At 64.1% G+C, this 20,258-nt stretch carries 18 protein-coding genes; 7 read left to right on the top strand and 11 right to left on the bottom strand.

The window, feature by feature from the left end; all coding sequences use genetic code 11:
* The first annotated feature begins 73 nt into the window (after nt 1-73).
* The 3 genes from LQ956_RS01470 to LQ956_RS01480 all read left to right on the top strand — a co-directional run bounded on the left by LQ956_RS01470 (nt 74) and on the right by LQ956_RS01480 (nt 2,221).
* A complete protein-coding gene (locus tag LQ956_RS01470) occupies nt 74-451 on the top strand; it encodes a DsrE family protein (RefSeq protein ID WP_238622787.1) in 378 nt (125 codons plus the stop codon).
* Nucleotides 452-729: 278 nt separating this feature from the next.
* Complete coding sequence (locus tag LQ956_RS01475; protein ID WP_238622788.1) at nt 730-1,581, top strand: SDR family oxidoreductase; 852 nt, start codon at nt 730-732, stop codon at nt 1,579-1,581.
* A gap of 346 nt (nt 1,582-1,927) precedes the next feature.
* Complete coding sequence (locus LQ956_RS01480; protein ID WP_238622789.1) at nt 1,928-2,221, top strand: GIY-YIG nuclease family protein; 294 nt, start codon at nt 1,928-1,930, stop codon at nt 2,219-2,221.
* A 299-nt stretch (nt 2,222-2,520) separates the two neighbouring features.
* Here the strand turns inward: LQ956_RS01480 and LQ956_RS01485 are convergent, their stop codons facing one another.
* Both LQ956_RS01485 and LQ956_RS01490 read right to left on the bottom strand, forming a co-directional pair.
* Complete coding sequence (locus tag LQ956_RS01485) at nt 2,521-5,790, bottom strand: efflux RND transporter permease subunit (RefSeq protein WP_238629230.1); 3,270 nt, start codon at nt 5,788-5,790, stop codon at nt 2,521-2,523.
* Nucleotides 5,787-6,836 (bottom strand): efflux RND transporter periplasmic adaptor subunit, encoded by a 1,050-nt coding sequence (locus LQ956_RS01490; protein ID WP_238629232.1) that lies wholly within the window; start codon nt 6,834-6,836, stop codon nt 5,787-5,789. Before LQ956_RS01490 ends, LQ956_RS01485 begins: the two co-directional genes overlap by 4 nt.
* 208 nt (nt 6,837-7,044) lie before the next feature.
* On the opposite strand from LQ956_RS01490, the gene LQ956_RS01495 reads away from it, so the two are divergent.
* A complete protein-coding gene (locus LQ956_RS01495) occupies nt 7,045-8,763 on the top strand; it encodes a proline--tRNA ligase (protein WP_238629233.1) in 1,719 nt (572 codons plus the stop codon).
* A gap of 249 nt (nt 8,764-9,012) precedes the next feature.
* Here the strand turns inward: LQ956_RS01495 and LQ956_RS15080 are convergent, their stop codons facing one another.
* The 6 genes from LQ956_RS15080 to LQ956_RS01525 form a co-directional block, all read right to left on the bottom strand.
* On the bottom strand, nt 9,013-10,359 hold the full coding sequence (locus LQ956_RS15080; protein ID WP_238623419.1) for an ATP-binding cassette domain-containing protein: 1,347 nt from the start codon (nt 10,357-10,359) through the stop codon (nt 9,013-9,015).
* Between the two features lie 42 nt (nt 10,360-10,401).
* Nucleotides 10,402-11,214 carry an ABC transporter ATP-binding protein gene (locus LQ956_RS01505; protein ID WP_255721714.1) on the bottom strand — a complete coding sequence of 271 codons (813 nt, stop codon included), beginning with the start codon at nt 11,212-11,214 and terminating at the stop codon, nt 10,402-10,404.
* Nucleotides 11,215-11,218: 4 nt separating this feature from the next.
* Nucleotides 11,219-12,235, bottom strand: a complete 1,017-nt coding sequence (locus LQ956_RS01510) for a branched-chain amino acid ABC transporter permease (protein WP_238629234.1) — start codon at nt 12,233-12,235, stop codon at nt 11,219-11,221.
* Nucleotides 12,235-13,110, bottom strand: a complete 876-nt coding sequence (locus LQ956_RS01515) for a branched-chain amino acid ABC transporter permease (RefSeq protein ID WP_238623390.1) — start codon at nt 13,108-13,110, stop codon at nt 12,235-12,237. Before LQ956_RS01515 ends, LQ956_RS01510 begins: the two co-directional genes overlap by 1 nt.
* A 31-nt stretch (nt 13,111-13,141) precedes the next feature.
* Nucleotides 13,142-14,302, bottom strand: coding sequence for an ABC transporter substrate-binding protein (locus LQ956_RS01520; RefSeq protein WP_238623391.1), 1,161 nt, complete (start codon nt 14,300-14,302; stop codon nt 13,142-13,144).
* Nucleotides 14,303-14,400: 98 nt separating this feature from the next.
* Nucleotides 14,401-16,743, bottom strand: a complete 2,343-nt coding sequence (locus LQ956_RS01525; protein WP_238629235.1) for a DUF1631 domain-containing protein — start codon at nt 16,741-16,743, stop codon at nt 14,401-14,403.
* 133 nt (nt 16,744-16,876) lie between these two features.
* On the opposite strand from LQ956_RS01525, the gene LQ956_RS01530 reads away from it, so the two are divergent.
* Nucleotides 16,877-17,758, top strand: a complete 882-nt coding sequence (locus LQ956_RS01530; protein ID WP_238629237.1) for an HDOD domain-containing protein — start codon at nt 16,877-16,879, stop codon at nt 17,756-17,758.
* Between the two features lie 9 nt (nt 17,759-17,767).
* Here LQ956_RS01530 and LQ956_RS01535 read toward each other — a convergent pair whose 3' ends face one another.
* The 3 genes from LQ956_RS01535 to LQ956_RS01545 all read right to left on the bottom strand — a co-directional run bounded on the left by LQ956_RS01535 (nt 17,768) and on the right by LQ956_RS01545 (nt 19,152).
* Nucleotides 17,768-18,055: an acylphosphatase gene (locus LQ956_RS01535; RefSeq protein WP_238623394.1), complete on the bottom strand. Its 288-nt coding sequence runs from the start codon at nt 18,053-18,055 to the stop codon at nt 17,768-17,770.
* 76 nt (nt 18,056-18,131) lie between these two features.
* Nucleotides 18,132-18,716, bottom strand: coding sequence for a LysM peptidoglycan-binding domain-containing protein (locus LQ956_RS01540; RefSeq protein ID WP_238623395.1), 585 nt, complete (start codon nt 18,714-18,716; stop codon nt 18,132-18,134).
* 130 nt (nt 18,717-18,846) lie between these two features.
* A complete protein-coding gene (locus LQ956_RS01545; protein WP_238629239.1) occupies nt 18,847-19,152 on the bottom strand; it encodes a DUF4398 domain-containing protein in 306 nt (101 codons plus the stop codon).
* 142 nt (nt 19,153-19,294) lie between these two features.
* On the opposite strand from LQ956_RS01545, the gene wrbA reads away from it, so the two are divergent.
* Nucleotides 19,295-19,915, top strand: a complete 621-nt coding sequence (gene wrbA / locus LQ956_RS01550) for an NAD(P)H:quinone oxidoreductase (protein ID WP_238622010.1) — start codon at nt 19,295-19,297, stop codon at nt 19,913-19,915.
* Entirely contained in the window at nt 19,912-20,253 is a 342-nt protein-coding gene (locus tag LQ956_RS01555; RefSeq protein ID WP_238622011.1) for a DUF2069 domain-containing protein, read from the top strand. Before wrbA ends, LQ956_RS01555 begins: the two co-directional genes overlap by 4 nt.
* Nucleotides 20,254-20,258: the final 5 nt, after the last annotated feature.

Raw genomic sequence — 20,258 nt, forward strand, 5'->3', positions numbered from 1 at the left:
AATGGTGCCTGATTGCATATGGGGACGTTCGGAAATATTTCCAGTCCTCCATGATTCGTGAGGCCAGGACACCATGGCAGACAAGGTCATCATCATGCTTCTCAACACCAGTCTCAAGGCCCCCGGCACCCTGGGGGCGCCGTTCTTCCAGGCCGCCGTGGCAGCGGCGATGGATCTGGAGGTGGAGATCTACTTCGCAGCCGAGACTACCCAACTGCTCAAGCAGGGGGTGGCGGAGAACCTCTACACGGGCAAGCAGCGGACGAAGTCCGTCTATGACTTCATGCGGGACGCCCACGAGGCCGGGGCAAGATTCTATGCCTGCGCCGGCGCCATGGCGGAGCACGAGCTCAATGACGACAATGCCATCCCGGAGCTGGACGGCAAGCGCGGCGGCGGGGCCTTCATCGGCGAAGCGGTGGAGGATGGGGTCGTGGTGCTGACGTATTAGAATCCCTGAACAGGCCCATTGCCATGAAGGCCCATTGCCGTGGAGGCCCATTGCCGTGGAGGCCCGTTGCCGTGGAGGCCCATTGCTGTAGAGGCCCGCTGCCGTAGAGGCCCATTGCCGTCACTCCCGCGAAAGCGGGAGTCCAGGATTTTCAGTCTGCCGCTGGGTTCCCGCTTCCGCGGGAATGACGGTTCAAACCTGGCAAGACGGCTCAAACCCGGGAATGCCCCATTCAGGGTCGGGAATGACTTATTCGGAACACCCTTGGGAGACCACCCTTGAACTCATCCCCCAGATCCGTGCTCATCACCGGCTGCTCTTCCGGCATCGGCCATTGCGCCGCCCGGATGCTGCGAGAACGGGGCTTTCGGGTGTTTGCCACCGCCCGGCGGCCGGAGGACGTGGCGGGGCTGCAACAGGAAGGCTTCGAGGCCCTGCCCCTGGACCTGGATGACCCGGACTCCATCGCCGCTGCCATGGAGGCGGTCCTCGCCGCCACCGATGGACGACTCTACGGACTGTTCAACAACGGCGCCTACGGTCAGCCGGGGGCTGTGGAGGATCTGTCCCGGGAGGTGCTGCGCAAACAGTTGGAAACCAATGTTCTGGGCTGGCTGGACCTGACCAACCGGGTGATCCCGGTGATGCGGGCCCAGGGGGAAGGACGCATCGTGCAAAATAGCTCGGTGCTGGGCCTGATCGCCCTGCCCTTTCGCGGCGCCTACACCTGTTCCAAGTTCGCCCTGGAAGGGCTGACGGATACCCTGCGCATGGAACTGCATGGCAGTGGCGTGCATGTCTCCCTGATCGAACCCGGCCCCATCTCCAGCCGCTTCCGGGCCAATGCCCATCAGGCCTTCCTGGCCCACATCGACCGGGACAACAGCGTCTTCCGGGACAAATACCACGCGGCGGAACGGCGCCTGACCAAACCGGGTCCGGCCGCCCCATTCACCCTGCCCCCGGAGGCGGTGGTGAAACAACTGATTCACGCCCTGGAAAGCCCCCGCCCCCGGGCCAGGTACTACGTGACGGTGCCCACTTATCTGTTCGGCACCCTGCGGCGCATCCTGCCGACACGCTGGCTGGACCAGATATTGATGGGCGTATCCAGGGGCGAGAATCGTTAAGGTACCGGGATCACCCGCTGGGTCAGCCTCACGGCATCAAGAAGCATGCCCAATTATTCCGCCATTCCCGCGTTCGCGGGAATGGCTGAGATTTTTTGGTGGAACCAGCCAGAATCGATCCGGCACTTGTGGATTCCCGCGTCCGCGGGAATGACGAAGGCGGCGGTGCAGAGGTTGCAGCAGAGGTTCTGAAGTTGCTGGGGCTCTGAATAGGCGTTACAAGGAGTTCTGAATTGATGTGCTACAAGGGACTCTGAACAGATGTCGGGCCGGTTCCTGAAGAGATTGGGACATATCCGATTTTTCCGTCATTCCCGCGAAAGCGGGAATCCAGGGAGGGGAAACGATGAAGGAACCGGTGGTCTACATCCTCGCCAGCAAACGCAACGGCACACTGTACATCGGCGCAACCAGTGACCTCATCAAGCGAGTCTGGGAGCACAAGAACGATATTGCCGAAGGCTTCACCAGGGAATACCAGGTTCATACCCTCGTTTACTACGAACAACATTCGGACATGCTCGCGGCCATCACCCGGGAAAAACAACTAAAAAAATGGAACCGGGCCTGGAAAATCGACCTGATCGAAAAGCAGAATCCGCAATGGCGCGATCTGTGGCCGGGAATTGCCACCCCGTGAGCCGTCATTCCCGCGAAAGCGGGAATCCAGGCTACCGCGTCGAGGCTGGGCTATGGATTCCCGCGTTCGCGGGAATGACGAAGGTGGTGGTGCAGGTGTCACGGGGGTTCTAAACACATGCCACAGGGGGGCTGAACACATGCCACAGGGATTCTAAGCACATGTCACAAAGGTTCTGAATACATGCGGCAGGGGTTCTGAACCGATGTTTTCAGGACTCCTGAAGGCATTGAGGCAGTCCAATTATTCCGCCATTCCCGCGCATGCAGTTCAGGCCGCCCGCTTCGTCCCCCCCTTTTTCAGACCGTGCGTCCTCTCAAATAGCTGTAGTACAGCACCGGGATCACCAGCAGGGTGAGCACCGTGGAGACCAGTACCCCGAAGATCAGGGAAATGGCCAGACCGTTGAAGATGGGGTCGTTAAGGATGAACCCAGCTCCGATCATCGCCGCCAACCCGGTGAGCACGATAGGCTTGGCACGCACCGCCCCGGCACGGATCACCGCCTCTTCCAGGGCCACGCCCCGGGCCACTTCCTGGTTGATGAAATCCACCAGCAGGATGGAGTTGCGCACGATGATCCCCGCCAGGGCGATCATGCCGATCATGGACGTGGCCGTGAATTTGGCGTCCATGAACAGACCATCCAGCAGGGCATGACCGGGCATGACCCCGATCACCGTCAGCGGGATCGGCGCCATGATGATCAGCGGCACCACGTAGGAGCGGAACTGGGCCACCACCAGCAGGTAGATGAGCACCAGCCCCACCGAATAGGCCAACCCCATGTCGCGGAAGGTCTCATAGGTGATCTGCCATTCCCCGTCCCACTTCAGGCTGTAGACGTAAGGGTCCTCCGGCTGGTTGATGAAATACTGGTCCAGGGGGCGATCCAGGGCCAGAGGCTGGTCGCGCAACTGGAAGAACAGGTCAAACATACCGTACAGGGGGCTGTCCAGCCGTCCGGCCATGTCGCCGGTGACATAGACCACGGGCAACAGGTCCTTGTGATGGATGGACCGCTCCCGAGTGGTCTCCACCACGTTCACCAATTCGGACAAGGGCACCAAGGCACCTTCCCTGGCCCGTACCCGCAGGGCCAACAGGGTATCCAGTTCCGCCGTGTCGGCGGCATCGAACTTCAGCCGGATGGGTACGGCGTACTTGACCCCGGCACCGAACAGGAAGGTCACGTCCTCACCCCGAAGCACCGTATCCACCGCCCGGGCGATCTGGTCCTGGGCCACTCCCAGCCGAGCGGCCTTCTCCCGGTCCACTTCCAGGATCAGACGCGGCCCGGGGTATTCCACCGAGTCGTCCACATCCACCACTCCCTCGGTGGACTCGAACAACGCCCGCACCTGCCGGGCCACCCGGATCTGGCCTTCGTAATCAGGGCCGTAGATCTCTGCCACGATGGGGGCCAGCACCGGGGGACCCGGCGGGACCTCCACCACCTTCAGGGCGGCGCCATGGCGCCGGGCGATCTCCTGCAGGGGAGCGCGCACGTCCAGGGCGATCTCATGGCTCTTGCGACGGCGCTCCTTCTGGTCCACCAGATTCACCTGGATATCCCCCAGATGGCCGCCTTCGCGCAGGTAATACTGGCGCACCAGACCATTGAAATTGATGGGCGAGGCGGTGCCCGCGTAGACCTGGTAGTCCCGCACCTCCGGCACCGTGGCCAGGTAGTCACCCAGCTCCTGCAGCACCCGGGCGGTGCGCTCCAGACTGGTGCCTTCCGGCATGTCCACCACCACCTGGAACTCAGACTTGTCATCGAAGGGCAGCATCTTGAGCACCACCACCTGGAAATAGGCCAGGGAAACGGAACCCAGGATCAGCAGCACCACGCCCCCGTAGAGACCCCAGCGGCGCATCCTCGCACCCCTGCCCCGCAGGAAAGGCCCGAGGATGCTCTCGGCCCCCCGCTGCATCCAGCCGGCCGCGGCTTCCCCTGTGTCATGGGGCTTGCCCCCTTCGGCCGGGGGACGGTGTTCCGCATGACGGCGCAACAGCTTGTAGGTCATCCAGGGGGTGAACACATAGGCCACCGCCAGGGACAGCAGCATGCCCATGCTGGCATTGATGGGAATCGGACTCATGTAAGGCCCCATCAGCCCGGAGACGAAAGCCATGGGCAACAGGGCCGCAATCACCGCAAAGGTGGCCAGGATGGTGGGGCCGCCCACCTCGTCCACCGCCAGGGGGATGGCCTCCAGCAGCTTCTTGTGGCCCATCTGCATGTGGCGGTGGATGTTTTCCACCACCACGATGGCGTCATCCACCAGGATGCCGATGGAGAAGATGAGGGCGAACAGAGAGACCCGGTTGAGGGTGAAGCCGTAGGCCCAGGAGGCAAACAGGGTCGCCGCCAGGGTGATGACCACGGCGGTGCCGACGATGAAGGCCTCCCGCCAGCCCAGGGCCAGCCAGACCAGGATCACCACCGAGGCGGTGGCAAGGATCAGCTTCTGGATCAGGGTCCGGGCCTTGGCATCGGCGGTCTCGCCGTAGTTGCGGGTCACGGTGACCTCCACCCCTTCGGGGATGTGGGTGCCCCGGAGCTGTTCCATGCGGGTCATGAGCTGGGTGGCGATGTCCACCGCATTGGTGCCGGGCTGCTTGGCCACGGCAATGGTCACCGCGGGCTCGGTCAGGCCCGGTACGGCGCCGGTCTCGGAACCGACGCCCCAGCCGAAGCGAACATAGTTGTCCGGCAGGGCCGGTCCCTGACGCACCTGGGCCACATCCGACAGATACACGGGACTGCCCCCGTGGACCCCTACCACCAGGGAAGCGACCTCCGCCTCGCTGGAGAGGAAGCGACCGGCCTGCAGGGGAATCTCCAGATCATCCCGCACCAGCACCCCGGCATCCCGGGAGACATTGCCGGCCCGCAGGGCATGACGCAGATCCTCCAGGCTCAGGCCGAAACCGGCCACCCGCTGGGGGTCCAGCCGCACCTGGACCACATGGTCGGGACCGCCGATGGTGTAGATGTCCCGGGTGCCCGGCACCCGCTTGAGTTCGGTTTCCAGGCTGTGGGCCACCCGCAGCAGCTCATGGGCACCCCGGGCAGGGTCTTTGGTCCAGAGGGTGAAGGCCAGGATGGGCACATCATCGATCCCCTTGGGCTTGATGATGGGTTGCCCCACCCCCAGCCCCTGGGGCAACCAGTCCTGATTGGAAAAGACCTGATTGTAGAGCCGCACGATGGCATCGGTGCGGGGCTCCCCCACCTGGTACTGGACCGTGATCACCGACAGACCGGGCTGGGATACCGAGTAGACATGCTCCAGGCCCTCGATCTCGGACAGCACCTGCTGGGCCGGGATGCTCACCAGCTGCTCCACTTCCTCCACCGAGGCACCGGGGAAGGGAATGAACACGTTGGCCATGGTGACATTGATCTGGGGTTCTTCCTCGCGGGGCGTCACCAGAATGGCGAACAGCCCCATCAGCAGTGCCACCAGCGCCAGCAGGGGCGTGATCTGGGAGGTCAGGAAGGCCTTGGCGATACGCCCGGAGATCCCCATGGCGCCGGCGTCCTTTGCGGTCCCGTTCATCGTGCCGCCTCCCGCTGCCGGTTCTTGAGGGCCACGCCGGCGGCGACGGGATCCAGGGCCACCTGCTCGCCTTCGGAGAGGCCGGCCAGGATGGCCACCTGCCCGTCACCTTCCGTTCTCCCCGTGCGCACCTGGCGCAGGCTGATACGGCCCTGGTCATCCACCACATAGACCGCCGAGACCTCGCTGCGCTGTAACACCGCCGCGGCCGGCACCAGCAGGGTCTCCCGCTCGCCCACGGTGAAGGCCACCTTCACGAACATGCCCGGGAACAGGCCGGGGGTGCGATCAGGCAATTCGGCGCGAACCCGGAAACTGCCGGTGGCAGGATCGGCATAGGGGAAGAAGGTGAGGCGTTCCACCACCACCGCCGGCTGATCTTCCAGCAGGATCCGGGCGGTTTGATGTCGGCGCACCGGATTGATGAAGCGCTGAGGGACCTGCGTGGTAACCCGCAGAAACTCCAGGGAGATGCCGGACAGCAGCGGCTGCCCGGGACTGACGCTCTCCCCCACCTCCACGTGACGCTGGGTGACGATGCCCGCATAGGGGGCGCGTACCAAGGCGTGCTCCAGCGCCTCCTGAGCGCCGGCACGGGCCGCACGGGCGGACTCCAAGCGGGCGCGAGCCGCCTCCAGGGTAGCGGTGACCCGATCCATCTCGGCGCGGGAGATGAGCTGACGCTCGAAGATGCCCTGCGCCCGCTCAAATTCGGCCCGGGCCTCGTTGAAACGGGCCTGGGCCTCCCGCAGCCCGGCTTCGGCCTGGTCCAGGCGGGCGCGCTGCTCGGTGTCCCGCAGACGGATGATGATCGACCCCGCATCCACGAAGTCGTCCACATCATAGAGGACCTCCATGACCCGACCGCTGGTCTGGGCTGAGACCGTGGCCTGCTGGACCGCTTCCACCCGGCCATCGAAGACCTGCTCGGCGGGCAGGACGTGACGGGTGGCGGTGACGGTGACCGGATCCGGGCCGGCCAAGGCGGATGCGGCCCAGAAGATGAGCATGCCGGCGAGCAGCCGGTGCAGGCCTGAGTGGATCATGACGCGGTCTCCGTGAGGATCGGGCCTTCGGGCATCATGCCGAGGGCCCATGGAATATTAGTTTTCGCTAATTTATCATGGATTGAGCGTCATCAAAAGGCGGGCATCTCGAACCGGCGGTCACGGCCATGGGAAAATCATCCGGCCTGCCGTTCATGGTAAATTGAGCCCATTCCTTCTCCACAGATCACGACCCGGACATCCCCGCATGCGCGTATCCCAGTTTCCCCTGGCCACCCTCAAAGAGACCCCCGCCGACGCCGAGGTCATCAGCCACCAGCTCATGCTGCGGGCCGGTTACGTGCGCCGTCTGGCCTCCGGCCTGTATACCTGGATGCCCCTGGGACTGCGGGTGCTGCGCAAGGTGGAGGCCATCGTGCGTGAGGAGATGAACCGGGCCGGCGCCCTGGAAGTGCTGATGCCGGCGGTGCAGCCGGCAGAGCTGTGGCAGGAATCGGGACGCTGGGAGCAGTATGGACATGAACTGCTGCGCCTGCGGGACCGCCATGACCGTGAGTTCTGCTTCGGCCCCACCCACGAAGAGGTGATCACCGATCTGGTGCGGCGGGAGGTGAACAGCTATCGCCAGCTGCCGGTGAACTATTACCAGATCCAGACCAAGTTCCGGGATGAGATCCGCCCCCGCTTCGGCATCATGCGGGCTCGGGAATTCCTGATGAAGGACGCCTATTCCTTCCACGCCGATGCCGAAAGCCTGCAGCAGACCTATGACCTGATGCATGCCGCCTACTCACGCATCTTCCAGCGCTGCGGCCTGGATTTTCGTGCCGTGCACGCGGACACCGGCTCCATCGGCGGCAGCAAGTCCCACGAGTTCCATGTCCTTGCGGACTCCGGCGAGGATGACATCGCCTTCTCCGACAGCAGCGACTATGCCGCCAACGTGGAACTGGCCGAGGCAGTGACTCCGATCCGGGAACGCCCCGCCCCCACCGAAGACATGCGCATGGTGGACACCCCCAACGTGCGCACCATCCAGGAACTGGTCGACGGCCACGACCTGCCCGTCGAACGGACCATCAAGACCCTGGTGGTGGCCGCCTCGGAAGAAACCGCCACCCAGCTCATCGCCCTGGTGGTGCGCGGCGACCATGAACTCAATGCCCTCAAGGCGGAAAAGCTGCCCCAGGTGGCCTCCCCCCTGCGCATGGCCAGCGAGGCGGAGATCCGTGCCGTGATCGGCGCCGGGCCCGGTTCCCTGGGTCCCGTCAACCTGCCCATCCCCTGCATCGTGGACCGATCGGTGGCGGTGATGAGCGACTTTGCCGCCGGCGCCAACCAGGAAGGCAAGCATCTGTTCGGTATCAACTGGGAACGGGACGTACCCCTGCCCATGGTGGCGGATCTGCGCAACGTGACGGCCGGTGACCCCAGTCCGGACGGCCGAGGCACCCTGGAGATCCGTCGGGGCATCGAGGTGGGCCACATCTTCCAGCTGGGGGACAAATACAGCAAGGCCATGAATGCCACGGTGCTGGACGAACAGGGCCGCTCTCTGGTGGTCACCATGGGCTGCTACGGCATCGGCGTCTCCCGGGTGGTGGCCGCGGCCATCGAGCAGAACCATGACGACCGGGGCATCATCTGGCCCGCCGCCCTGGCCCCCTTCCAGGTGGCCCTGTGCCCCATCAACGCCCACAAATCCCAGCGTCTGCGGGAGGCCGCCGAGGACCTGTACCAGCGCCTGCAGGCAGCCGGCATCGACGTGCTCATGGACGACCGCAACGCCCGGCCCGGGGTCATGTTCGCGGATATGGAGCTGATCGGCATCCCGCACCGGATCGTGCTGGGCGAACGGGGCCTGGATGCGGGCGAGGTGGAGTACAAGGGCCGCCGGGACGCGGAGGCCACCATGGTCCCCATGGCGGCGCTGGAACCGTTCCTTCTGGAGCGGCTGGGGCGGTGACATCAGGCATCCCCCTCGCCCGGCGGGAGCCCAGGGTTTTCTGGCCTGCCCCTGGATTCCCGCTTTCGCGGGAATGACTGGGGCAGGAATGATGGGAATTCACCGGGTCGTCACTCCCGCGCAGGCGGGAGTCCACGGATCAGATACATGGATAGGTAGCAACCTCGCCGATCATGATGACAGCCTGCTGGTTCTTCACGTCTTTATGAGCTTGCAGCCATGCAAGACGCGGCCTGATCCTTACCGGCATCAGATACCCAGATACGCCGCCTTGACCTTGTCGTCATCCAGCAGGTCGCGACCGCTGCCTTGCAGCACCACCCTGCCCGCTTCCAGGACATAGGCCCGGTCGGAGATGGCCAGGGCCTGGGAGGCATTCTGCTCCACCAGGAATACGGTGATCCCTTCGCCGTTGAGCTCGCGGATGATGTCGAAGATCTCTTCCACGATCAGGGGCGCCAGCCCCATGCTGGGCTCGTCCAGCAGCAGCAACCGGGGCCGGGCCATCAGTGCCCGCCCCATGGCCAGCATCTGTTGCTGCCCGCCGGAGAGCATCCCCGCCAGCTGGTGACGCTTCTGGCGCAGGATGGGGAAGCGACCGTAGATCCGCTCCAGATCCTCGTTCACCTCCGCCCCGCCCTTGCGGGTGAAGGCCCCCAGGCGCAGGTTGTCATGCACGCTCAGGTCCCGGAATACCTGCCGGCCCTCCGGCACCTGTACGATGCCCATGGCCACCCGCTGGTGGGCCGGCACGCGGGTCAGGTCCGCCCCGGCATAGGTCAGCCCCCCCCGGTCCACGGGCTGCAGACCGGACAAGGTCATGAGCAGGGTGCTCTTGCCCGCGCCGTTGGCCCCCACCAGGGAGACGATCTCGCCCCGGCAAATGGTCAGGTCCACTTCATGCAGCACTTCGATGCGGCCGTAGGAGGTGACCAGACCCCGCACCTCCAGCAACGCCTCCCGGGCCGATGCCGGCGCCAGACGCCGGGGATGATCGATACCCAGCCCCCCCACGTGTTCGGGAGCCATGTTGATGATGCGGTGACGCAGTTCCTTGAATTCTTCTCGAACCCGCTCACCGAACAGGGGATCGTCGTACTGATCCTTGGCTTGGGCGATCCGTTCCCAGTCCGACGCATCCAGTAGCGCCCCGGCCTGGGGGATGAGCACACGCTCCTCCTGTTGGACATGCCGGCGCAGGGTCTGGGTGAACCGGGACATGGCCTGAATGAAAGGCTCGCGCCCCCGGGGCCAGTCGTCCAGGCTCTCGTGCAGCAGCGTGCGCAGGCGCTGCAGGGCGTCGTGGGCGGTGAGGTAGTCCTGTTCCAGTTCGTCCAGCGCAGGGATGCCGTCGGGGACCCGCGCCCGCAGACACTGGAACAGCAGGATCTCGTTGGGACGACTCTGCACCCGCTCGGAGAAGTGCTCGAAATAGTCCAGGATGGCGTTGATCAGGACCTCATCCGGGACCTGGGCGGCATCGTCGATGTCCTGCTGCAGGCGTTCCAGCAGCAGGATGATGCGCCACAGGTTCAGGTGTTCCCGGGTGATGATGTGGACGGCCTGTTCGCGGGGATCGTGGCGATGCTCGGTCATGGGATTCCGGCTGGTAATGAGGGGTGGTGCGTCTTGACAGGGCTAGCCGCCCAGGTAGGCGGCGATCACGTCCGGGTTGTCACGGATCTCCCGGGGCGTGCCTTCGGCCAGCTTGCGGCCGTAATCCAGCACCAGGATCCGGTCGGAAATCGACATCACCAGCTTCATGTCGTGCTCCACCAGGACCACGGTGATGCCGCCGGCCGCCACCTTGCGGATGAGCTGTTCCAGGGCGGCGGTCTCGGTGGAGTTCAACCCCGCCGCCGGTTCGTCCAGCAGCAGGATGGAGGGCTGGGTGGCCAGGGCGCGGGCGATCTCCAGGCGCTTGAGGGCACCGTAGGGCATGGCGGCGGCCTCGGCATTCACGTAGTCGCCGCAGCCCACGAAGCGGATCAGTTCTTCCGCCTGTGCCCGGCAGGTCCGCTCACTGGCCCGCAGACTGGGCCAGCGCAGCAGGACCGCCAGAAAGTTGCGCTTGAGATGCAGGTGCCGGCCCAGCATGACGTTTTCCAGGGCGGTCATATTCATGCAGATCTGCAGGTTCTGGAAGGTCCGGGACATGCCCAGTCGAGCCAGACGCTCCGGCGGCAGGCCCTGCACCGCCTCTCCCTTGAGGGACACCCCTCCCTGATCCGGCTGGTACAGGCCGGTGATGAGATTGAACAAGGTGGTCTTGCCGGCCCCGTTGGGTCCGATCACGGCATAGATCTGCCCCGGCAGGATCTGAAAACTCAGCTCATCCACTGCGTGGACGCCGCCGAAGGCCTTGCTCAGCCCCCTGACCGCCAGCAGGGGCGCCGCCTGAACGGCATCCTCGGAGGACATCTCATCCCGTTGTTGCAAGGTCTGGTTCATGACCTCACTCCTGCCCTGCCGGCGCCGTGGCCGGGCGGGAACGCAGACGTTTGAGGGCTTCGCTCAGGGTGGGCAACAGCCCCTTGGGCATGAAGATCATGGTCAGCATCAGAATCAGACCGAACATCATCATTTCGTAATCCTGAAAATCCGTGAGCAGCTGGGGCAACAGCATCAGCAGCACCGCCCCCAGGATGACGCCGTAGGTGGAGGCCATGCCCCCCAACACCACCATGGTGATAAGTTCGATGGAGTGCTCGAAGGAGGCCACCTGGGGGGTGATGAAACCGGTGTAATGGGCATAGAAACTGCCCATGACGCTGGCATAGACCGCGGAGATCACAAAGATCAGCAGCTTGTAATGGGCGGTATCCACCCCCACCACCCGGGCCGCCACCTCGGAACCGTGCACCGCCCGCAGGGCCCTCCCGATGGGCGAGTCCACCAGGTTCCGGGCGATCCAGACCGCCAGCAGCAGCAACAGGGCCGCCAGGCCATACCAAAGCAGTGCCCCGGAGACGTCAAGGCCCAACACGGAGTAATGGTCGAAGATGCTCAACTCGGCCCCGAGCACCGTGAGGGGTTCCACCGCCAGACCATCGGGCCCCCCGGTGAGCCACCCCTCGTTGTTGATGACGATGGCGATGATGATGCCCATGCCCAGGGTGGCCATGGAGAGATAGTGCCCCTTGAGCCGCAGGATGGGGCGCCCCAGGGTCCAGGCCAGGACCGCCACCAGCAACGCGCCGCAGAGCAGGGCCGGCATCGAGGTCCAGCCATAGGTGCCGGTGAGGATGGCGCTGGCATAGGCACCCATGCCGAAGAAGGCCGCATGGCCCAGACTGACCTGACCGCCGTACCCCACCAGCAGGTTCAGTCCCACCACGGTGGCGGCAATCAGGGCGATCTGGGTGGCGATGTCCAGATGAAACTCGTTACCGAGGAACAGGGGTACCAGCAGCAACACCAAGGCCAACACCGGCAGGCCCGGCACGCGTTCAGGCAGTCGCAGGAGGGCCATCAGACACGCTCCGCCACACGGGCACCGAACAGGCCGCGGGGCATGAAGAACAGGATCACCAGGATCAGCAGGAAGGCCACCGCATCCTTGTAGTCCGAGGAGATGTAGCCCGCGGTCATGGCCTCGGCGATCCCCAGCAGCAGCCCGCCCACCACGGCCCCCACGCCACTGCCCATGCCGCCGATGGCCGCCGCCACAAAGCCCTTGAGACCCAGCATGATGCCAATGTCATAGGCGGTGAGGGTGATGGGCGCCACCATGATCCCGGCCATGGCACCCAGCACCGCCGCCAGCATGAAGGCCAGCATGAGTACGAACTGGGTGCGAATCCCCATCAGGCGGGCCGCACCCGGATTCATCGAGGTGGCCAGGATGGCCTTGCCCATCAGGGTGCGGGTAAAGAACAGGGCCAGCAGCAGGACCATGACACCGGCCACCGCCAACACCCACAGACTCTGGGTATACATGACCGCCCCCAGCACGTTCACGGATTCCGCGGCACTGAAGCCGGGCATGGTGTGAAACTCCTTGCCCCAGATGATCTGGGCCAACCCGCGCAGGAAGATGGAGGCCCCGATGGTGATGATGATCAGGGTGATCACATCCGCCTTGCGGGCAGGGGCGATGGCCAGCTTGTGCAGGGCCATGCCCAGCACGGCCGCCAGGGCCACAGCCATGGCGATGGCCAGCGGCAGGGGCACCCCCATGGCCAGCAGGGAAACCGTGGACATCCCGCCGATCATGAGAAACTCGCCCTGGGCGAAATTGATCACATGGCTGGCGTTGTAGACCAGGGTAAAGCCCAGGGCCACCAGGGCATAGGTGGCGCCGATGGTGACGCCGGAAAAGAGGTACTGGAGAAACTCGGCAAACATGGATGAACCAGAGTGGATGTTGTTTAGGGAATCAGTCAACCAGCACCCACTGCCCGTCACGCACTTCCAGCAGGCGGAAGGACTCGGGCGCCAGGCCGTTGTGATCATCGGCGGACATGTTGAATGTGCCGGTGACACCCACATGATCACGGATCTGCTCCAGGGCGGAGCGGACGGCATCCGGGTCGGTGGTGCCTGCCGCTTCAATGGCGGCCACCGCCAGCATCAGGGCATCGTAGGCATAGCCGCCGAAAGTGGATACGGACATGTTCCAGCGGGCCTCGTAGGCGGCCTTGTAGTCCTGGACCACCTGCTTCTGGGGATCATCGTCGGGCAGGGCATCGGGGACCAGCAGGGCGGAGGCCGGCAGGCGCACCCCTTCGGCCGCCGAACCGGCCAGATCCAGGAAGCGGTCGGAAGCAACACCATGGGACTGGTAGAAGGGCAGTTCGATCCCCAGGTGGGCATAGTTGCGGGTGACGATGGCGGGTCCCTGACCAAAGCCGAAGTTGAACACGGCCTGCACGCCGGGGGTGTTGCGGATACGGGTGAGTTGGGCGGTCATGTCCGTATCCTGGGGACCATAGGTCTGATCCGCCAGCACCTGAATGCCGAAGTCGGCGGCCACCGCCAGGGTCTGTTCCCGCCCGGAACGGCCGAAACCGTCGGTGCCCGAGATCAGACCGATGCCGGTGATGCCGCGGCCTTGCATGTCGGCCAGCACCCGTTCCGCGGCCATGCGGTCGGACTGCGGGGTCTTGAAGACCCAGGGGCGGACAGGCTCGGTGATGACCAGGGCACCGGCCATGGAAATGATGGGACGACCGGCCCGCTCCACCAGGGGCACGGCGGCCATGGTGGTGCCGGTGGTGCTGCCGCCGATGATCAGGTCCACCCGGTCGGAACGCAGCAGACGATTGGCGAAGTTGCGGGCCTCGTTGGCATTGCCGCCGTCGTCATAGTGGAACAGACGCAAGGGTCTGCCGATCACGCCGCCCGCTGCGTTGATCCGCTCCACGTACAGTTCCAGGGTTTTGAGTTCGGGATCACCGAGAAAAGAGGCGGGGCCGGTGGCCGAGACCAGGGCGCCGATACGAATCGGTTCGGCGGCCATCGCGGGGGTCATCATCCCGCAAACCAGCAGGACAATCAGCAGTACGGCGCGGTACGGACAACGGTTCTTGGTCACCATGATTCCGGACACCCTTGTGGTTGCGAGGGAAAAACCCGCCTATAAAACCACAATAGCGCCGGGGGCGCCACCGCGGACCCGCACTCAGGGGCCGACGGTCATTCCGGGGCCTGCTGCAACCGGGTCATCAACCGACTGATGGCCCGATCGAACACCGGTACATCTTCAATGATGCGCACACGTCCGGCGCGAAATTCCGTTGCCAGGGCCTGATCCGTCATTTCACGCACCTTGAGACCCTGCTGATTGACGAAGAAGTACTTGCCGGTAATCAGGCTTTTCCAGGACAGTTTCATGCGCCGAACCTTTCCTAGTTCTTCATCCTGAACTTCCAGCCAGGTGCCCTCGCTGAGTTCTCGGGCCGTGAGCAGGTGCAGGTCATCCACGGGGCCGCCTTCCACCTCGTCAGCGGCAGAGCGGTCTTCCGGCAAAACCTGGAAGCGCCCCTCGGCGATGAGCTGATTGATTTCCGCCACCTTGCGTGCCATGAAACTGCGTCCATCCGTCGGGATGGGCACAGCCGTGCCGGGGGCTTCTTCGGTGGAGGCTTCAGCGACGGCAGGCCCCATCGGCGAAGCAACCTCAAGCACCATTGCCTTCACCATGCGCGTATGTTCGGCAGCCAGCATCCGCAGCACTTCCTGCTGTTCCACCTGAGGCATGGACATACGGTTCATGCCTTCCTGCAAGGACTTGAGCAGAGAGGGCAGCAGGCGGGTCAGCTGATCCCGCTCATCATCACCCTGTTTGGGGATCAGACTCCACACCAGCAGTGACGCCACGTTCAGGGCCTTCTGCCACACAGGGCCATGTTCACCATGCTTGAGATAGATCAGCACCAGCAAGTCCTTCCAGGTCCCCTCCAGGAGATGGCGCACGGCGGGCGGTAAGGCCTGGCCGGCCACTACGTGCTCGATGGCCTCACCGGCCACTGCCTTGGCCACCAGCAGCTGCTCGCGTCCCTGGGCGATCTGCGCCGTTTCCTCCTCCCGGCGACCGGCCCTTTCGGCCTGTGATTCACAAAAGGCCTGAAAATCCGCCAGCACCGCCTCGAACAGCTCCACGTCATCCTCGAAATCATCCAGCAGACGTTCCACCACCGACTCGATCTTGGCACGCAGCCCATCCGTCTCATCGGTGAGCTCGGACCAACCCACGCCGGCGCGCGACAGTTCGCTGAGCAGGCGGCGGGCGGGATGCCGTTTGCGGCTGAAGAAACTCTTGTCGAGGATGGCCACTTTCAGCAGGGGGATCTGCAGGCGTCCGATCAGCTCCTTGATGGGGGCAGGCAGCGCAGGATCATCGAAGACGAACTCGAACAGCATGGAGACGATATCGATGGCCGATTCGTCGGTGCGATTGATGGCCACCGCCTGGCCGCCATCGGGGTTGAGCGCGGTGATCACCGCGCCCTTGAGATCCGCGCCGGGTACGATGCGCCCATCGGTGGCAAGCTGATTCACGGGGATCGCGGACAATGCCGAAAGCAACGCCCTCGCATCCGCCGTGGTGATAACGGCCCCGCCGCCGCCGGCTCCCGCAGAAGGCCTGCCGACGAAAGAATCACCGCCCCCCCGGCCTGCCGGGGCAGGATATCCGCCACCACGCGCCAGTCTTTCCAGCAGCAAATGAAGGTCACCGTCCTCACCGGGGGTGGCGACGGGATAATCCTGCCCCGGGACCGACGGCCCTCCTCCGCCCCCCCCGTCCCGCCCTGACCCGTGGGAGGCAAGCCCCGGGTACCGGCTCTCCGGCTGCAGTTCCGGCAGGACCTTCATCTCCTGTAGATACCGGTTCACTTCCTGATAGAGCGGAGAGAGGTGGCTGATCACAAACTGATCGAACAGTTTATAGATGATCAGCCTGATCTTGATATCCACATCCAGGACCCGCATCGCGTCCCGGAAGGCATGACAGAAAGCCTTGGGGTCCAGGGGATTGTCATCATCCTTGAGGCCGGGACGATCCATCACCGCGCCCAGGCGTCGCCGCACGGCATAGAGTTCGGCCTCGCTGATACGACGCACCTTGGCCACCATGCCCTCGATGGCCAGGTTTTCCTCCAACTCATCGGAAGCCACCAGTGAGAGCTCGTCCGCAGAGGTCTTGTCCATCTTCCACCCGCCGGGACCAGGACGCATGCAGACATCGAATATGCGCGCAATCTGAGTCACATATTCACTTTCCATGGTGGAGCGCTGGCGACGCAGGGCGCGCATGGCATCAAAGAAGGCGGTTTGTGAACGGTTGTCCTCGGCCTTTTCAGCCAGCCTGAACAGTGCATCATCGGCGCCATCCAGCATCTCCTTGAGCAGGGGTTCCACCTGACGAGAAGCCAGGTTTCGACAACGCCCGAGAATCTGGAACGGTGCGGCATGCCGGTCGCCCCGCCGTGCACCGGCGTTGAAGGCAATCACGTTCTCTTGGGCTTTCTCATTCATGGCGAACACCTGGGCGGGCGGATCGTGCCGGCCGGCGGGGCCGATGGACTGCGGTTGACTTGTGAGCCTTATAGTTCATATTAAGACTGTCAGGCCAGCACCCACTTCAAAAATTCCATGGATGATCAGTAACATGGGCAATTTTTCCGACAGACGGTTCGACCTGGACGACCTGCTGAAGGACGTCTCCGAGCTGGTATCACCCCCTGAAATCATCATTCGCCTGCGGTCCGCACTGGATGCGCCCGGCAGCTCCGCAAGCTCCCTGGCGGCCATTGTGGCACAGGACCCGAACCTGAGTGCACAGATCCTGCGTCTGGCCAATTCCGCCATGTATGGCCTGCCTCAGCGCGTGGAAACCGTCACCCGGGCCATTGCCGTGATCGGGACTCGCGCCCTGTATCACCTGGCGCTGGCGGTCACCGCCACCCATAGCTTCTCACGCCTGCCCTGCGAACTGGTCAACATGGCCGTGTTCTGGAGGCACAGCGTATTTACCGCTCTCATTGCCCACGACCTGGCCCAGCGCTGCAACGTGCTACACCCTGAACGACTGTTCGTGGCAGGACTGCTCCATGACGTGGGCAGTCTGGTCCTGTACGGCCGTCACCCCGATCTGCTGCGGGAAACCATGCTCATTGCCAGGGGGCATGAACCGCTGCTGGCGGGCCACGAAAGGGAAATACTGGGATTTGATCACGCCGATGTCGGGGCCGGGTTGCTGTCCAGGTGGGGCCTGCCCGAGACGCTACAGACAGCCATCCGCCTGCACCATCAGCCCGATCGGGTGCTGCAGGCCGGACTGGAGGCTACGCTGATCCACCTGGCGGACACCCTGAGCAACCGCACCGAACAGGGCTGTTTCAGCGAGTACGGCCCTCGGGAGGAAGTGATCCCTGATGCAATCTGGGAGAGGCTGGGCCTGGACAGGCAAGACGGCGAAGAATGCTGTAACGATGTGGGCTGGCGCTTCATGGAGACCCTCAGCGTCATCCTGCCCCAGGCCAGATACTAAAACGGCTCTTCAGCCGATGACGAAACCTTCCGCCACCACCCCCGGGAAGGGCTCGCAGGACACCTGATCCACACGCGCCTGCGGAGGCCCCTCATGCAGCCATGCCTTGAGCCTCTCCACCTGGTCCGCGGGTCCGGCAACCACGACCTCCACCCGCCCGTCAGGCAGATTGAGCGCATGGCCGCGCAGGCCCAATGAGACGGCCTGGCGCTGGGTGGAGGCTCGAAAATAGACACCCTGCACCCTGCCGGATACCCGGCAACGGCAAGACTCTTCGACATGGGGCTTCACGGACACGGATGATGACTCCTCTGCAAAAAAAGGCCCGCGCAAGCGGGCCTTTTCAAGGCTTTCAGTACGACGGCGCCTGATATCAGCGCTTGGGGGTCAGACCGTACTGGTCCAGGTAACGCAGGTCGGAACGCTCCACCGGACCGACAGACCAGGCACCGCGGGTACGGGCATGGTGTACGGCGGCATCCACATCGGCAGCGGACGGACGCAGTTCGATCTTAAGGCGCTGACCGGGGAAGATCAGGTCTGCATCGCGGATCTGGTCCGCATTGGCTCGATAGATCAGCGGCCACTGGTAAGGATTGCCGTAGACGGAGCTACGACCGGAAATCTTCCAGAGGCTATCGCCACGGACCACTTCGTAGGTCATATGGGTAGGCGCCGGGGCGGGCGCGGGAGCCGCCGGAGCCGGGGCGGGCGCCGGGGCGGGTGCGGGCGCCGGCGCGCGAGCAAACAGGTCCGGGTCACAGACTTCATTGGCAGCCTCGCGGCTCCAGTAGCCGGTGCGGATACACTCCCCGGAGGCGGCACTACGGGCATAGGCCCCGCTGCCATCGACCACGTAGGCCGTGCCGACAGGAACCTCGGACACGTTGGCGCAGCCCGCCACCAGAGCCGCCGAAGCCAGACCGGCGAGCAGGATCATATTCTTTTTTGTGTTCACGGCTAGAGCTCCATTTGAGACGTGTACGGAGAGCGACCCGACAAGGGCCTTTATATTGATTTTATACGATGGGAGCAGACATGGCGAATCACAAGGGCCCCAACCGGTAAAAGGGTGCCAGGCCCCGGAATCAGTCCGCGGACCGGATGCGGGCCTCGATGGCCAACGCCTTGGCCTCCTTGGCCTTGCGCCGGGCAGCCTGGAACTCACCAGCGGACAGGCTACCCTCGGCCTGCTCCAGCAACAGGCGGGAACGCTCGTAGGTCTCGGGCACGCGCACGGGAGCACCCACTTCCTCGGCTGCCCGCAGGGCCTGTCGGGCATCGCTCATCTCCTGCACCGGGGCCATGGTGGCACATCCCGCGAACAGAATCGTCACGTATACTGCGATCAGCAGGTGCCGGAACAACGGCCGATGGCGGGATCTGGTGGGCACGATGCGCTAACACACTCGCATGGACATGAAAATGACACTAGCATTGAACCCCAAAAACGTCAAGGCAACAACTACCTACAATCCAAACTTGTTGTAATTTCGTGAAAACCATCCCTGCATCCCTGACCTGCGAGGCACCCTCATGACCCAGACGCCCGACATCGAGATCCTGGTGCTGTATTACAGCCGTTTCGGCGCTACCGCCCACATGGCGCGCCATGTAGCCCGCGGCGTCGAAGAGGTGAAACACTGTACAGCCCGCCTGCGCACCGTACCACCCGTATCCGCCACCTGCGAAGCCGTTGGCGAGGACATCCCCGCCGAGGGTCCTCCCTACGCTACCCTGGAAGACCTGCGGGAATGCCAGGGCCTGGCCCTGGGCTCCCCCACCCGCTTCGGCAATATGGCCGCCCCCATGAAATATTTTCTGGATCAGAGCAGTAGTCTGTGGCTGGCCGGAGCACTGGTGGGCAAGCCGGCCGGCGTCTTCACCTCCACCGCCACCCAGCACGGCGGCCAGGAATCCACCCTGCTCAGCATGAGCATTCCTCTGCTCCACCACGGCATGCTGATCACCGGCATCCCTTACACGGAGCCGGCCCTGAGCGAAACCACGTCGGGCGGCACCCCCTATGGCGCCAGCCATGTGGCCGGCCCGCAGGGTGACAAACCGCTGACGGACCATGAACGGACTCTGTGCCACGCCCTGGGACGGCGCTTGGCACGGACGGCCCGCGCCCTCGCACAAGGGGGCAACGAATGAAGGAAAAAGGGTTTCACCGACTGGCCCTGGCCGGGCTCCTGGGCCTGTTCGGTCTGATCTTCGCCTGGACCCTATGGATAGACCCGCCGCAACAATTCCCCCGGGCGATACTGCTGATACTGCTGCTGGGGCCGCTGCTGCTGCCCCTGCGCGGGCTGCTCCATGCCCGCCTGCAGACGCATATCTGGACGAGCCTGCTGAGCCTGCCCTATGTCTTGATCGGCAGCACGCTGGCCGCCGCCGGTGAGCAGCGACTCTACGGAGTCTTGATGATCCTGCTCAGCCTGGCCCTGTTTGCAGGATGCGTCGGGTTCGCACAGGCCATGAAAAAGCGCTGACCTCC

The organism is Ectothiorhodospira lacustris (genome assembly GCF_022227845.1).
Lineage (GTDB): Bacteria > Pseudomonadota > Gammaproteobacteria > Ectothiorhodospirales > Ectothiorhodospiraceae > Ectothiorhodospira > Ectothiorhodospira lacustris.

Excerpts from the sequence above, each read along its gene's own strand:
- LQ956_RS15080 (WP_238623419.1), bottom strand. The coding sequence starts at position 10,359 with ATGACCGAGCATCGCCACGATCCCCGCGAACAGGCCGTCCACATCATC.
- LQ956_RS01520 (WP_238623391.1), bottom strand. The coding sequence starts at position 14,302 with ATGGTGACCAAGAACCGTTGTCCGTACCGCGCCGTACTGCTGATTGTC.
- LQ956_RS01530 (WP_238629237.1), top strand. The coding sequence starts at position 16,877 with ATGGGCAATTTTTCCGACAGACGGTTCGACCTGGACGACCTGCTGAAG.
- LQ956_RS01480 (WP_238622789.1), top strand. The coding sequence starts at position 1,928 with ATGAAGGAACCGGTGGTCTACATCCTCGCCAGCAAACGCAACGGCACA.
- LQ956_RS01505 (WP_255721714.1), bottom strand. The coding sequence starts at position 11,214 with ATGAACCAGACCTTGCAACAACGGGATGAGATGTCCTCCGAGGATGCC.
- LQ956_RS01485 (WP_238629230.1), bottom strand. The coding sequence starts at position 5,790 with ATGAACGGGACCGCAAAGGACGCCGGCGCCATGGGGATCTCCGGGCGT.
- wrbA (WP_238622010.1), top strand. The coding sequence starts at position 19,295 with ATGACCCAGACGCCCGACATCGAGATCCTGGTGCTGTATTACAGCCGT.
- LQ956_RS01525 (WP_238629235.1), bottom strand. The coding sequence starts at position 16,743 with ATGAATGAGAAAGCCCAAGAGAACGTGATTGCCTTCAACGCCGGTGCA.
- LQ956_RS01495 (WP_238629233.1), top strand. The coding sequence starts at position 7,045 with ATGCGCGTATCCCAGTTTCCCCTGGCCACCCTCAAAGAGACCCCCGCC.
- LQ956_RS01510 (WP_238629234.1), bottom strand. The coding sequence starts at position 12,235 with ATGGCCCTCCTGCGACTGCCTGAACGCGTGCCGGGCCTGCCGGTGTTG.
- LQ956_RS01470 (WP_238622787.1), top strand. The coding sequence starts at position 74 with ATGGCAGACAAGGTCATCATCATGCTTCTCAACACCAGTCTCAAGGCC.
- LQ956_RS01490 (WP_238629232.1), bottom strand. The coding sequence starts at position 6,836 with ATGATCCACTCAGGCCTGCACCGGCTGCTCGCCGGCATGCTCATCTTC.
- LQ956_RS01515 (WP_238623390.1), bottom strand. The coding sequence starts at position 13,110 with ATGTTTGCCGAGTTTCTCCAGTACCTCTTTTCCGGCGTCACCATCGGC.
- LQ956_RS01555 (WP_238622011.1), top strand. The coding sequence starts at position 19,912 with ATGAAGGAAAAAGGGTTTCACCGACTGGCCCTGGCCGGGCTCCTGGGC.